Annotated in this window: 13 protein-coding genes; 1 reads left to right on the top strand and 12 read right to left on the bottom strand. The window is 38.4% G+C overall.

Annotated elements, in window-relative coordinates:
- Positions 1 to 25 precede the first annotated feature (25 nt).
- The 6 genes from EV282_RS05480 to EV282_RS05455 form a co-directional block, all read right to left on the bottom strand.
- Positions 26 to 694, bottom strand: a complete 669-nt coding sequence (locus EV282_RS05480; RefSeq protein ID WP_130294461.1) for a GNAT family N-acetyltransferase — start codon at positions 692 to 694, stop codon at positions 26 to 28.
- A gap of 382 nt (positions 695 to 1076) precedes the next feature.
- The gene (locus EV282_RS05475) at positions 1077 to 2264 is read right to left on the bottom strand and encodes an acetate kinase (protein ID WP_130294460.1); all 1188 of its coding nucleotides are present in this window, start codon (positions 2262 to 2264) and stop codon (positions 1077 to 1079) included.
- Between the two features lie 205 nt (positions 2265 to 2469).
- The gene (locus EV282_RS05470; protein WP_130294458.1) at positions 2470 to 3468 is read right to left on the bottom strand and encodes a class I SAM-dependent methyltransferase; all 999 of its coding nucleotides are present in this window, start codon (positions 3466 to 3468) and stop codon (positions 2470 to 2472) included.
- Positions 3469 to 4024: 556 nt separating this feature from the next.
- On the bottom strand, positions 4025 to 4525 hold the full coding sequence (gene tpx / locus EV282_RS05465; protein ID WP_130294456.1) for a thiol peroxidase: 501 nt from the start codon (positions 4523 to 4525) through the stop codon (positions 4025 to 4027).
- 85 nt (positions 4526 to 4610) lie between these two features.
- A complete protein-coding gene (gene ytfJ / locus EV282_RS05460) occupies positions 4611 to 5066 on the bottom strand; it encodes a GerW family sporulation protein (RefSeq protein ID WP_130294454.1) in 456 nt (151 codons plus the stop codon).
- A 2-nt stretch (positions 5067 to 5068) separates the two neighbouring features.
- Positions 5069 to 5740, bottom strand: coding sequence for a DUF2953 domain-containing protein (locus tag EV282_RS05455; RefSeq protein ID WP_165389369.1), 672 nt, complete (start codon positions 5738 to 5740; stop codon positions 5069 to 5071).
- Positions 5741 to 5884: 144 nt separating this feature from the next.
- Between EV282_RS05455 and EV282_RS05450 the strand changes: the two genes are divergently transcribed.
- A complete protein-coding gene (locus EV282_RS05450; RefSeq protein WP_130294450.1) occupies positions 5885 to 6682 on the top strand; it encodes an NAD kinase in 798 nt (265 codons plus the stop codon).
- A 266-nt stretch (positions 6683 to 6948) separates the two neighbouring features.
- Here EV282_RS05450 and EV282_RS05445 read toward each other — a convergent pair whose 3' ends face one another.
- From EV282_RS05445 to ezrA, 6 genes are all read right to left on the bottom strand, one after another.
- Positions 6949 to 8556: an amidohydrolase gene (locus tag EV282_RS05445; RefSeq protein WP_130294448.1), complete on the bottom strand. Its 1608-nt coding sequence runs from the start codon at positions 8554 to 8556 to the stop codon at positions 6949 to 6951.
- 85 nt (positions 8557 to 8641) lie between these two features.
- Positions 8642 to 10216, bottom strand: coding sequence for an acyl-CoA synthetase MbcS (gene mbcS, locus EV282_RS05440; RefSeq protein WP_130294446.1), 1575 nt, complete (start codon positions 10214 to 10216; stop codon positions 8642 to 8644).
- A gap of 142 nt (positions 10217 to 10358) precedes the next feature.
- Positions 10359 to 10547: an alpha/beta-type small acid-soluble spore protein gene (locus EV282_RS05435; protein ID WP_130294444.1), complete on the bottom strand. Its 189-nt coding sequence runs from the start codon at positions 10545 to 10547 to the stop codon at positions 10359 to 10361.
- Positions 10548 to 10681: 134 nt separating this feature from the next.
- Positions 10682 to 11893: a tRNA uracil 4-sulfurtransferase ThiI gene (gene thiI, locus EV282_RS05430; protein WP_130294442.1), complete on the bottom strand. Its 1212-nt coding sequence runs from the start codon at positions 11891 to 11893 to the stop codon at positions 10682 to 10684.
- A gap of 5 nt (positions 11894 to 11898) precedes the next feature.
- Positions 11899 to 13041, bottom strand: a complete 1143-nt coding sequence (locus tag EV282_RS05425) for a cysteine desulfurase family protein (RefSeq protein WP_130294440.1) — start codon at positions 13039 to 13041, stop codon at positions 11899 to 11901.
- Positions 13042 to 13212: 171 nt separating this feature from the next.
- A complete protein-coding gene (gene ezrA / locus EV282_RS05420; protein WP_130294438.1) occupies positions 13213 to 14904 on the bottom strand; it encodes a septation ring formation regulator EzrA in 1692 nt (563 codons plus the stop codon).
- Positions 14905 to 15110 lie beyond the last annotated feature (206 nt).

Here is a 15110-nt window from a genome sequence, read left to right as displayed (position 1 = left end):
AAAAAATCAGCATTAAAGTTATTTATCAGCCAAACTTAAAAGGGTTCTTCCATTCCATCAGCAGACCATAATGATGGGACTCTTCATCTTCTAAATATCCAGGTACTAATACTAGAGGTGTTCTTCCGCACCGTAACAGAAAGGATATAACCTGGTCATGTATTTCACCGTTCACTACTTTTTCAATATATTGCTCTGGGGTCAGTGCATCTGCACACTTATGATAGCCCCGCATTCTCCCCCCGCCTAATAATCGGTCAAGATTCAATTGTATGACCGTCTCATACATGGATTGCATAAGAAATTTGCCGAGATCAAGCTTTCTAAAAGAGGGACGTATGCAAATATCCACTATATAAAGAGTTTTCCCATTTTTGTTATGTGTTTTAATATAGCCTTTATCCGTAATCTCTTCCCAAGTATGTTTTGGAGATTCAAGATCAAAGTCTACTAGCAGCCCGGTAATAGATCCCGCAAGAATTCCGTCAATCTCCACACATAATGCTCCGTCAGGAAAGAGCGTGATGTGATTATTAAGCTGTTCTTCGTTCCACCAAAGGTCGGAAGGAAATGGAGGCGGAAAACTTTCCTTTTGTATTTGGATGAGTTCGTTAAAATCTGGTTTCACATAATTTCGGACAATTGCTTTTACCTTCTTTTCTTGCCTATATAAGTATTGTTCCTTTTTGTACATGAATAGATCTCTCTCCCTTTCCAGTTCGAGCAAATTCAGATAAAGGTACCTATAAGGATTTACACTATCTTGGTGTGTTTTCCTTCAATAAAAATAAAAAAGGCAGTTTTCGTATAAATTGTTGTTTTGTGAAAGTTGTTGATTTCCGTTCCAGATGCTCGCTTTCCGGGGGGCGTGCGGTGAGCCTCCTCTGCGCTTCGCGCCGTTAGGAGTCTCACCTGTCCCGCTGATCCCCCAGGAGTCTCGCATCTTGCACTCCAATCAACTAGCAAAGAAGTTTAATCAACAAAAATATTTAAAAGGAACACTTTTTTAGTTAAAAAATGAACAAAAAAACAACCTTTCTTCATGGCTGCAGCCATGAAAAAAGGTTGTTTTTTAATTACATCGCGAATCGCATAGTGTCTCTAGCGATCATAACTTCTTCGTTTGTAGGAATGACAATTACTTTTACAGGTGAATGCGGATAGCTGATAAATGCTTCTTTCCCACGAACCTGGTTTAAAGCAGGATCCCAATAAACACCCATAAATTCCAATCCACGCAGTACACGTTCACGTACTGCTGTACTGTTTTCACCGATTCCTGCTGTAAAGATGATCGCATCGATCCCTGCCATTCTCGCAGCATAAGAACCGATGTATTTGTGGATACGGCTAGCAAATACTTCTAGTGCAAGCTCAGCACGTTCATTTCCTTGCTCTGCTTCACTCTCGATATCACGAAGGTCAGATGAGAAACCTGAAACGCCAAGCATTCCACTTTTATTGTTTAGAACATTCAATACTTCTTCAGCACTTTGCCCTGTCTTTTGCATGATATAAGGAATTAATGATGGGTCAATGTTTCCGGAACGTGTTCCCATAGTTACACCAGCTAAAGGAGTGAATCCCATAGATGTATCGATTGATTTCCCGCCTTCAATTGCAGCAATACTTGCTCCGTTGCCAAGGTGGCAAGAAAGAAGGCGAAGCTGTTCAACCGGACGTCCAAGAAGTTCAGCGGCTCTTTCAGAAACATATTTATGGCTTGTACCATGGAAACCATATTTACGAATTCCATATTGCTCATAGTACTCATATGGCAAACTGTACAGAAATGATTTTTCAGGCATTGATTGATGGAAGGCTGTATCGAACACAGCAACAGCTGGTACGCTCGGCAACACATTTTTGAATGCCTTAATTCCTACAACGTTTGCAGGGTTATGAAGTGGAGCAAGATAAGAAATCTCTTCAATTTCTTTTAGTACTTCATCTGTAATTAATACGGAATCATTAAACTTTTCTCCTCCGTGTACAACACGGTGGCCAATTCCTTCAATTTCATCGAGAGAAGAAATAATGTTATGTTTGATCAATTTATCTAAAAGCATAGAAACAGCTTCAGAGTGGTCTTGAATATCTTTTACTTCTTTTATCTTTTCACCATTTACTTCAATTGTAAAAATAGAATCGTTCAAACCGATACGTTCAACAAGTCCTTTAGTTAAAACTTCTTCTTCTGGCATTTGCAGAAGTTGAAACTTTAAGGACGAGCTTCCGGCATTAATCGCAATAATTTTAGCCAAAATAGCCATCTCCTTCATATTCAATGAAAAAGAAGAGCGCTTTGGTGCACACTTCTACCTCATTAATACTATAATCCTTCCTTATTTAAACATTGACCATATTTATAATCAAGGCTGTAAAACGCTTACACCTTATATTCATGCAATTCAGATTTGAATGCGTTTGCAACCACACAAAAAAAACAGCATAGGTTATCCCACGCTGTTATTTTTCACGTTCCCATTCAGTTTTAAACCACTCATTTATTTGTTCCATCACATTAGCAAGTCCTGCTTTATTCGAGAAGGAGGGAAGCTGTGCCAGCATTGCTTGTTTAGGTTTTATAGCTCCTTCACCATTTTTTTGAAGAATAAGGATACTCTTCGCATGGACAGTGGATTTAAAAAGAGATTTAGGCAGCTGAAGCAATCCTAAAATGACTACATTTTCTTTAATCCAAGCCTTTAACAAACCTGATTGTTCGCTTTCAAGAAGATTGTTGGGAACAATAAAGATTCCTAGTCCAGTTTCCTTTAGATGATGCACGGATTGCTCAATGATAAGATGGTGTGCGAATGTGTGGCCGTTTTTTTCACTGACTTTAAACACTTTAGCACTTTCGTCATCTGGGTAGTATCCTACCGGAAGATCAGCTACGACTACGTCTACGGGATCCGCATAAAGAGGTTTAATCACATCTTGATGAAAGAGTTCTACTTTATGTTTTTGAATGTTTGCATTTACCCAAGCTAAACGCAATAGTGTTTCATCTACTTCCACGCCAAACGCTTCACATTGCTTTTCGTTAAGCTGGTTTAATACAGCCGTCAAAAGGTTACCAGAGCCTATTACAGGATCAAGCAATGTAAGATGTTCAGTTTTTTTCATAAACTTTTGAACAAGATAGCCCGTAAATAAAGCAACAGCATCAGGAGTCATCGCATGATGCGGCTGTACTGCTTCTTTCATGCCTTTTAGCACAGCAAGTTGAAATGCCTTCCGCAATTCTTCCTTGCCATATTCAGCAAGATTAACCTTTTTATATTCTTCTGTTAATGCATTTATAAGCTCTTTTGGATATTCTTTAGGAATCTCTTGAAAGAATAGATTTTCTCCTGTTTCAACGAGAGCGTCTAAATAAGGGAGATCAAGCCCATCCTTGATTCTCGTTGCTGTATTATCCATTACTATAAACATCTTTTCTACATCTTTAAAAGTACTCATAACCGCGTCCTCCTATGTTTGCACAGGAAACATTTTAACAAATGAAGTGCATGATACACAATCTAAAGGTTTAAAGCGTGTTTTTGTAAACTTTGTTTGTTTTTGAAAGTAGTTAATTTTCCGTTGCAGGACTCGCTTTCCGCAGGGTGTGCGTTAAGCACATTCGTCGCCTTGCGACACTGAACGGTCTCACCTGTCCCACTCAGCCTGCTGGAGTCTCGTCCTTTCACTCCAATTAACTTTTCATTGAAGCACTTTGTGATACCTTCTCAGTAGCAACAATCTCTAAGAAAGGCTGTTTTCTTAAGATTGTTGCTTTTGTTTTTTCTAATCTCATCATTTGCAAGTTGATAGGAGCGCAAGGTTGTCGACTCCTACGGAACGAGCGGTCAGGTGGAGACTCCTAATGGCGTAAAGCGGCAGGAGGCTCACCGTTCGCCCCGTGGAAAGCGAGCAACCTGGAGCGGATATCAACTACTTTCAAGAACAACGATTATAAAAAAACGATTATAAAAAATCTCCGGTACAGACGTTGCACCGGAGATGACTGACTTGTTTATTTTGCAGCTTTAGCAGCTTCAATCGCTGCTTCATAATTTGGATGACTCGTTACTTCATCTACATATTCAACATATGTAATCTTGTCCGAGCTGTCGATAACGAACACAGATCGAGCAAGAAGACGAAGCTCTTCAATTGCAACACCATAAGCTTTACCAAATGAAAGATCACGGTGATCAGATAATGTTTGAACATTTTCAATACCTGCTGCAGCACACCATCTTTTTTGTGCAAATGGCAAATCTACAGAGATTGTTAATACTTTAACATTCCCAAGCTTTGATGCTTCTTCGTTAAAACGGCGAACTTCTGCGTCGCATACACCTGTATCAACTGAAGGTACAGCTGCAATTAGTCTTACACTTCCTTTTGAATCTGCCAAAGTAACTTCTGACATATCATTTGCAAGAACTTTAAAATCTGGAGCTTGATCCCCTGCTTTTAACTGGTTTCCTAATAAAGTGACTGGTTTATCTTTAAATGTTACGCTCATGATCGATAACTCCTCCTTTAAATTTATGTACTTCCTTATTCATCTTAAAACATCACAGAAGAAAAAGCTAACAAGATGTTAGCTTTGATTAAAACTCATTTGTTTGTGTGTTTACAGAACCTTTTGGCTTATTCTTATTCATTAAATGCTGCAGCTTGTCAATAACACCCGGAGCTAAGTCTAAAATTCTTTCATATAGATGCGTACTGTTGTCTAGGTGAATGGTTTTTATTCCTGTATTGCTTACAACAAGGAATGCGATTGGAGTGATTGAAACTCCTCCTCCGCTTCCTCCTCCAAAAGGCATTTCTTTTGCACCGTTCGATGAACCTTGCTGAGAGCCTTGAGAAGATTGTTTAGATTCTTGCTGATTTCCGAATTCACTTCCTCCAGCTGCAAATCCAAATCCAACTTTTGAAACGGTAAGGATCACACTGCCGTCAGGAGTTTCAACAGGGTCTCCGATGATCGTATTTACATCAATCATTTCTTTGAGATTTTCCATAGCGGTTTTCATTAAACCCTGGATTGGATGTTCACTCATTTTTACACTCCTCCAGTCATATATTCAGAATTTACCTGAGATGAACGCCTTGAACTTCGCCAAGACTTCAATATTTTTAACATAACGACAATAGCATGCCCTATTTTAAAAGAAACCATACAGGATAGCCTTGTTTCACTGTGCATTCCCTGAAAAACGGGAACTACAGAAATTGTTGGGTTTCCTTTTAAACGAAAAAAGGTATTGATCAGCTGCAAGACGACCCCTTTAATTCCCCATACTGTTCCAGCTGCAACTGCGGATGACGAAGCCTCACCAAGACCGATAGCGCTATGCCACTCAAGCTGTGAAATGTTTATCTTCTTTAAGAATTGTGCAAGGATGAGGTACAGGTTCTGGACATGTTTTAAAGTTTTCTGAAACGATTCATATTGATATTTTATTTTTTTAAATGTAATTTTCTTTTTCTTCTCTTTCTTCTGCCCCATACTGGTTTGCTTTTCTTCTCTTATCTTTACTGAATGGTCTTCTGCATCAATTTGTACAATCGGTATATGTAAATTGTATTTGATAACTCGATACATACGCAGCGTGATCCGTATATCACTGTTATCGTTGCGATGAACAAGATGAAGCGCTACATTCAGCGTTGAGAACATCAAGATGATAAAGATGAATAAAAAAATGCCTAAAATGATTAAGATCCATTCCATAAAAGCTCTTCCCTTCTGTTTTTTCATTATAGGCAAGTGACATTTAATCTAAACGTAATAGAATGTCTGATACAATATAATAGGAATCAATATTTTTAAGACCGAACACAATATGTGGAGAATCATTTAAAGGAGGAATGGAAGATGCCAGAAAGAAATAAGATTTTCTTTTTCTATAAAAAAGAAGAGTCTATTCTCGAAAAAGCTGAAGGGTTAAAAGCTTTAGCCGAAAGAGAAGGGTTTGAAGTTGTGGAAGATGAAAGAGAAGCCAATATTATTGCGAGTATAGGCGGTGACGGTTCGTTTTTGCAGGCAGTACGAAAAACGGGGTTTAGAGAAGATTGTTTATACGTTGGAGTAAGTACACTTGATTCGGAATTTTATTGTGACTTTCATATCGACGATCAAGCAGGCATGATAGAAGCAATGAAAAACGAACAGATCGAAGTTCGTAAGTATCCGGCACTTTCCGTTACGATAGATGGACAAGGTTCTTTTTACTGCCTGAATGAATGTTCACTTCGTTCCTCTATCATTAGAACACTTGAGATCGATGTTTTTATTGATGATCTTTATTTTGAGACTTTCCGCGGCGACGGTTTGATCATATCCACCCCAACTGGAAGTACAGCTTATAATAAATCAGTAAACGGTGCTGTAGTGGATCCAATGCTGGCATGCTATCAGATCAGTGAGCTTGCTTCTTTAAATAATAATCAGTATCGTACGCTCGGCTCTTCCTTTATTTTGAGTGATAACCGAAAAATGTCCTTAAAGATTAAACATGATAACTCCCATTATCCGATTATCGGAATGGATAACGAAGCGATGAGTATTAAACATTGTGAGAGCCTAAGCTTTGAACTTACAGAGAAAAGAATTAAAACGGTAAAACTAAAAGACAATTCATTCTGGCATAAAGTGAAAAGAAGCTTCTTATAGAGCTCCAAACGAATTTGTTTTAGCTTAAATACCATATAAAAGCAGGTTTCCTTTTAGGAACCTGCTTTTTATATCGATATAGTTAGCTTATTCAAGGCCAAAATTGAACTTATGAGCCTTTAAATTTTTTTATGAACCTTCATAACTTTTTATGGTCCTTCAACAATATTTTATGGGCCTTCAAATAAATTTATAGGCTTTTCGACAAGGTTGGCAAACTATTCTTAGTTAAAAACTACAAACTGCATGGGCATGCAGGCTGTTTCTTATTCAGATGGTACTTTTTTTGAAGAATGGCTGAATGCGATTTCACCATCTACCATTGTGTAAACTACTTCTGCATTCAATAAATCATCGATAGGCACTGTAAAGAGATCACGGTCATATACCGTAAAATCTGCCGCATATCCTTCTTTAATGTATCCTCTATAATGTTCTTGACTTATAGCTTCAGCACTACCATATGTGTATAAACCAATCGCCTCATGTCTTGTAAGCTTTTGCTCTGGAACATACCCTTCATGGTCTTCACCAGGTTTTCTTCTTGTAATAGCTGCATAGATGCCTAGCAGTGGATCTACGGGTTCTATTGGAGCATCTGATCCTCCCGCACAAATAATACCTTCATCCAATAAGGTTCTAAAAGCATAAGCATATGGAATTCTATCGGTACCGAGACGCTCAATCAGCCACGGGAAATCGGATGCAACAAAACTAGGCTGAACATCTAAAATAACGGACATCTTCTTCATCTCTTCAATTAAATAATCTGATACTAAACCTGCATGAATTAAACGGTCTCTGCCCCCAGAAGGCGGACATTTCTTAATGGCTTCAATCGTTTTCTGAAGTGCCATATCACCGATGGTGTGAACCGCAATATTCATCTCTTCTTTCCGTGCTTTTTGTATCAGGTTTAATAGTTCATCGTCTTCATGAATATAGACACCAGAGGTTTCGGGAGCATCATTATAAGGATGAGAAAGCCATGCTGTTCGTCCTCCAAAAGCTCCATCCCCGAAAATCTTCATGGCTCCATATTCTACAAATGGCAGCTGATAACCAGGTTTAACCTTCTTAAAATCATCAAGTGCCTCATGATGAACAAGTAAATGGGCTTTAAACCTTACATCATCTTCTTCAAAAACTTTTTTGAAAGCTTTTAATGGCCGCTCAACATATCCATAATAACTGAGATCTTCCGTATGCCCACCGGTTAACCCTAATGAGAGAAGATATTCAACAGATGTTTTTAAAGCTTTGTTCAAATAGTCCTGCGAAACTTCAGGTACAGCTTTTTTTACTAGTTCAGCTGCACTATCATGCAATAAACCAGTAGGTTCCCCGTCAGCATCCCTTTTAATAATACCACCCGCCGGATCAGGTGTTTCGTTCGTAATGCCAGCTAATTCAAGAGCTTTTGAATTCGCCAAAAATGCATGACGGCACACTCTTGATAATAAGACCGGTCGTCCATCTGCAATAGCATCTAATTCGAGCTTGTGAAAAATTTTTCGGTCGATAAAATTGTTCTCGTTCCATCCCTCTCCAAGGAGCCACTCATCTTTATCCAAGGTTTGGGCTTTTTCTTTAAGCGCTTTTTCCATTTCTTCTGCAGAAGTCATTTCTGAGAGGTCTAACCTTATAAGCTTTTCACCATGGCCGATGAGATGGAGATGACTGTCCACAAATCCGGGAAACATCACATTGCCTGCTAAATCGACAGTTTTAGAAATTTCGCTGCCATACAAATCATGCAGCTCATTCTTTGTTCCTGTTTTTACAATTTTCCCTGCTTCTACATATACTGCCTCACATTGATCATTTTCACTGACCATTGTATATATGGTTCCGTTGTGAAACAAAGTACCCACTATACTACCACCTTTGTGCATTTGCTTTTTAGTATTATAACGGTTTTCAAAATAAAAAGCAGACAATAGCCTGCTTTTTTCAAGTTTATCTCGTTTTCGATGCTTCTAACTGACGAAGCTCGATACGCCGAATCTTTCCTGAAGTCGTTTTCGGAAGATCGCTCACATACTCAATCAAGCGTGGATATTTATAAGGTGCTGTAAGCTGTTTAACATGCTCCTGCAATTCTGGTGTTAAAGCTTCTTTGCTCGCCGATTCATCTCTTAAGACTACAAATGCTTTTACAATATGTCCTCTAATTTCATCAGGACTTGCCACAACCGCACACTCTTTAACCGCTGGGTGTTTTACAAGGGCGTCTTCAACTTCAAATGGACCAATCGTATAGCCTGATGAAATAATGATGTCATCTCCTCTTCCTTCAAACCAGAAGTACCCATCATCATCTTTCTTCGCTTTATCCCCTGTAACGTAATAATCTCCTCTAAATGCCATTAATGTTCGATCTTGATCTTTATAATACTCTTTAAAAAGTGCTGGACAGTTTTTGTGGACGGCGATGTCACCAACTTCACCAGCCTTTACTGGATTACCATTCTCATCAATGATTTCAACATCATTTCCAGGTGTTGGCTTACCCATCGATCCTGGTTTAATTTCCATGCCTTCCATGGTACCAACTAGCAAAGTATTTTCCGTTTGGCCATAACCGTCACGGACTTTAATATGGAAATACTTTTCAAATGTATCGATTACCTCTCGATTTAGTGGTTCTCCTGCGGAAACGGCACTTCTTAACTGAGGTAAACGATACTGATCGAGGTTGTCCACTTTTGCCATTAATCGATATTCTGTCGGGGTGCAGCATAAAACAGAAACCTGTTCGTTCTCTAGTAGCGTTAAATATTTTTGAGGATCAAATTTCCCTTGATAGACAAATCCTGCAGCACCTGTACCCAGAGTCGAAAGAAATGGACTCCAAATCCATTTTTGCCAGCCAGGTCCTGCCGTAGCCCAGACCTTATCGGATTCAGAAATATTTAACCAGCTTTTAGCTGCAGTACGGATATGTGCATATGCCCATCCATGTGTATGTACAACACCTTTAGGCTGTCCTGTTGTCCCTGATGTATAGGATAAAAAAGCCATATCATCCTTAGAAGTTTCAGGCGCTTTGTAGGAAACGCTTACATTTTCTGTTATCGCATTTAAACTTAACCAATTTTCCGTGTCACCGTTAGCGCTTATTTTGTATGTAAGGGTTGGAAGAGTGTCTTTTATTTCGTTTACCTGTTCTGTGTACTGATGGTCTGCAATTATTGCTTTTGCTTCACTATGCTGAACACGGTAGCTCAAGTCTTTAGCTCTAAGCATTTCCGAACATGGGATAACGGTGATGCCTGCTTTTAAACACGCAATATAAACAGCGTATGTCTCAATTAACCGCGGCATAATAACAAGAACGCGATCACCCTTGGCTAAACCCAATTCCTCAAGTGAATTAGCAATTTGGTTTGATCGTTCAATTAATTTTTTATAGGTTATGGTCTGTCTTTCATTGTCTTCGTTCATCCAGATTAGAGCAAATTTTTCGGGGTTCTCTGTGTATTTTTCAATTTCCTCTGTTAAATTGTAGATACTTGGAGCTGCCAAATTCATTTTAACATCCACCCTTTCGATATCATCATGTTGACTACAATTAACATTATAATATATTTTAGAAAATTTTTAAAATTTCGTCAGCAAATAATAACAAATTAAAAAGGAGCGGGGACAACCCGCTCCGTTAGCCATTTATTATTTATTTTTTGTATCCACCTAGAGCTTGAGCTACTAGACGCTTAGTGATTTCTCCACCTACAGATCCGTTAGCACGAGAAGTTGAATCTGGTCCAAGGTTTACACCGAATTCAGAAGCGATTTCATATTTCATTTGGTCAACAGCTTGTTGTGCACCTGGCACTACTAATTGGTTGCTTTGGTTTGCCATTTTGTTTCACCTCCTTTGTACTAATAATGTGTGACGAAATGGCCGTTTCAATTCTTGGAAATTGTTGTGAGTATTGCCATTTCATAAGGTTTTGTCAATAATAAAAGCCTGCACCAAAAATGTGCAGGCTTTTATTAGAACAAATCTTCAAATGTATTTTCAGTTGTCTTGCCTTCTTCAAGAATGATGGTTTCCACATTCTGAACGGCTTCTTCAACGAGTTCTTCAAGGTTTTCGATATTTTGTTCAAACCGTATGGCCTTTTCACGCTTTGGCTTTGTTTTTGGAGCAGATGGCAAAAAGATTGTGCAACAGTCTTCGTATGGACGAATCGAGATATCATAAGTTCCGATCTTATGGGAGATATTCATGATTTCCTGCTTATCCATCGTGATAACAGGACGCAGAATCGGCATGTTTGTTACTTCGTTTATCGCGTACATGCTGTGCATCGTCTGGCTGGCTACCTGTCCCAAATTTTCTCCGTTCGCAATCGCCATTGCATGGTTATTTTCAGCGAGCTTTTCCGTAATTCTCAACATTACACGTCTCATGATGGTCATGCTGTAGCTAGCAGGAATTTTGTCTTTAATCGTTTGCTGAATCGTTGTAAACGGAACGATATGAAGTTTGATCTTCCCTCCGCTATAGCGTGTCAGTTCCTGTGTAAGATCAACAACTTTTTGTTTAGCGCGTTCACTTGTAAACGGTGGGCTGTGAAAATGAACTCCTTCAATGCGGACTCCGCGTTTCATTGTTAGATATCCTGCAACAGGACTGTCAATTCCGCCAGAAAGCATGAGCATTGCTTTTCCTCCAACACCTATCGGCAGACCGCCAGCACCCTCAAAAGTCTGGCAGCTGATGTACGTCCCTGTATCTTTAACTTCTACTTTCACATTTACATCAGGATTATGAACATCAACTGTAAGGCCATCTGTATGCTCTAAAAGATAACCGCCTACTTCACGGTTAAGCTGCATGGAGTTTACAGGAAAGGATTTTAATGAACGCTTTCCTGTTACTTTAAAAGTCCCTTTTTGAATCATCGCTTCTTTAAGTGCAAGTAAAGCTGCTTTTTGGATTTCTGCTAAATCATTTTCTGCTCTAAGTGCAAGGCTGATCGAGTGAATACCAAAGATGTCCTGAAGTGCTTTTACAACAGGCTCATGTGGCTCGCCATTCAATTCAACAACAATTTGGTCAAATAATTTAGCCATTTTAAGTTTGTCATATTGACGTAGCTTTCTTTTTACAGTGACAAATAATTGGGATTCGAAATGTCTTCTGTTCTTCCCTTTTAGAGATAATTCTCCATAACGTACTACTAAATGATCATAAAGCATTTATATTACCTCATTACCTTTTTAAAATTTAAAATTTCTTCTTCCAATACTTTTAAAGTGTTTTTTGCCTCTTCTAATGTGTTGTCGTACGATGTGCTGATACGAATCGCAGTCGAGGCGCGTCGTTCGTCAAGACCCATTTCCAATAGGATCCTGCTTGCTCCTCCTTGTTTCGAAGAACATGCCGACCTTGTCGAAACAAATATATTCCTTTTATCAAGTGCGTGAATCAGCACCTCTGGTTTAATGCCTTCTACAGAAAAATTAACAATATGAGGAGCTGAATGTTTCTCTGGTGTATTGAGCTCTACCCCTTCTATATTTTTCAAACCTTCTGTAAATACTTGCTTTACTTCCAGCATCTTTTCTTTTTTAATGCGCATCTCATCCAGAGTCAACCGTAAAGCCTTTGCCATGGATGCAATTCCAGCCACATTCTCTGTTCCTGCACGCTTTCGATATTCTTGTTCACCGCCTGTAAAAAGGGCAGATAGAGTTACACCATTTTTGATATAGAGCAAACCCGTGCCCTTCAAGCCGTGTATTTTATGAGCAGAAATGGTGCAAAGGTCTATTCCCCATTCTTTTAACTGCAGAGGAACTTTCCCGATTCCTTGTACATTATCGACATGGAAAAAGATCTTTTTATGTTCTTTTAAAATCTTACCGATTTCTTCAATAGGCTGAATCGTTCCGGTCTCATTATTTACATGAAGCATCGAAACGAGAACTGTCTCTGGGCGTAATGCTTCCTTTAGATCTTCTATTGAAACCACACCTGCCTCATCTACTGGCAAATAAGTTACTTCAAAGCCCTGTGTTTCTAAGTATTGAAATGACTCATAAGATGATGCATGTTCTACCGCTGTAGTAATTAGATGTTTTCCGCGGTTCTGATGCTGAAAAGCTATTCCTTTTATAGCAATATTGTTACCCTCGGTTCCACCTGAGGTGAAAACAATTTCAGATGGCTGCACATCTAATAAAGCTGAAATCGATTTTCTTGCAGCTGTAAGCAGATTCTCCGCTTCTCCCCCTTTAGAATGGAGTGAAGATGGATTAGCAAAATATTTTTCAGAAACCGTTAAAAAGGTATCAAGCACTTCTTTATAGGGCTTCGTCGTGGCACTATTATCGAGATAAATCATCGTTGAATCCTCCAATTAAAACATACCGTCCCCAAATGCACATTACAATATCATATCATAATTCAAACACCGTGGCATCTATGCAAATCCTACTAAATAGTCTTTGCAATAGGGTAAAATTCACTCTTTTACAACAGTAAAAAAACTGCAGGAAATAGATCCTGACAGTTCTTATACATGTGATTTCATATTGATTTCCATTTCTTTTAGTATTCCTGGCTGCACACTTTCGATCGCCGAAGCAGCAATCTGAAGTGCGTCATCATACTGATAGTTTCGGAACGCAATTTCAGCTTCAATCAATCTTATGGAAACCGTTTGATATGAACTTCTAAATCTGTTTCCATATTGAATAAGTTTTTCTGCCAGGAATGCATTCTCGATCATTTGAGACGTTTCTTCATATCCTTCGTTCACAGCATCATGAGCCTTATTTAGTACATAGGATACATCAGACATTTCCAAAGGCTTTTCATCCAGCTTTTTTGAAACTTCTATGATGTATTCTTCTGCTTTACCAATCGTAATTAGATAATGTTCCGGAAGACCAGGAAGATTGCTTTTTTGAACCATTCGTCTTGCTTCAAGAAGCTTTCTTCTTAATTCTTTAAGACTCTGCTTTGTCTCTAATTCATCTTTTCTCAGATTATGAAGCATCTCTTCATACACCTTTTGAGAACGCTGCAGTTCTTCCATTTGTTTCTGCATTTCTTCCATCATTTCGCGAATAACAGAAAAGGACTCTTTTTTCTCATCGATTGATTCTTGAATAATAATGAATCGGCTTTGCAGCTTGTGGAAAAGCTTTTCAATTTTCTTTTGCATATCCGCTTCATTCTGTTCAATTAAATAAGTGGAAGAAACAACTTCTGTTTCCACTTTAAGATTTTCAATCCGTTCCTGCAGATTCTGAATGTTAGATGTAAAGATTTCTCTCTCTTTCATAACAAACTGTTTGGAATGAACTTCATTTTCAAGCATTTCATAAAGCTGATCCATTTTCTGAATAAGCTCGTCCATATCTTTTTGAGCTGACTCTAGTTCCAATTCAAACACTTTATTTAATGCTGTTTCATTTAATTCTTTTAAAGAGGAGATCTCTTTTTCAATTCCAATGTGATGCAGTACATACCCTTGCTGTTCCATCTCAACAAAGCCTGCACTAAGCTCTTTTAAAGATACTGGTATGTCAGATTGCAAGATAACAAGTAGCTCAGGAACACCTTGCATCTTGGTCTTGCACTCAGATATGCGGTTTAAACTTTCAACAAGTTTTTGTCTCGCTTCGAGATGGCTGCCTTGAACCGTAAGTGCTTCAAAATTCTCAAACAGTGATTTAATTTCATCTAATTCTTTATCAAAAAGCGTCGCTGTTTGTCCAAGAGCGCGAATATGTGTTAAATAATACTTTTTTGTCTCCTGAAGCTTTTCTTTCGCTTCTACGATTTCTTCCCTATTAAGTTCTTCACTCGTCACCAATTCATTGATTTCAGAAGTTATTTCTTTCATTCTGGTATCCATGCCTTCTAGTGCGTTATTTACACTACTCAAAATGGTGCGTGCTTTTTTAAAACGATATTTGTCCGTATACTCTTCTGCATCAAACAGGTCTTCTTCTAAATTTGGAAGGTGGGTCGTAACCATCTCATCCCATTCCTGACGCCACATTTCAAACTTTTCTTCCGTTTCCCCGATCATCGCCATTCCCTTAACTTTTGATATTTCTTCTGTTAATGGACGGTTCATAATTTGCATTTTCCATGCTTCCAAGCGGTCGATTTCTTTATATATTCTTCGGCGCGACATGGTACCGTAAAGGATTAATGCTAGGAATGTAACTATGGCAATGACTATGTATATCATTAGAGGCACCCCTTCTACTGTTCTATTTCTTTAATTCCCTGTATTATGTATTAATAATTTCATTTTTTATTTAATAGGTTTATTTGTGTATAAAATTGCAGTTTAATGCTTTTATGATAACATGTAAACACACATTTGACGCAAAAAAATTGCATAATTTGATAAATTTTTTCCAAATTAATGAAGATTTTGTCGAAAGGAGGAGG

It is taken from the genome of Fictibacillus sp. BK138 (assembly GCF_004216955.1).
Taxonomy (GTDB): domain Bacteria; phylum Bacillota; class Bacilli; order Bacillales; family Fictibacillaceae; genus Fictibacillus.
This window is presented reverse-complemented; position numbering and strand designations above follow the sequence as displayed.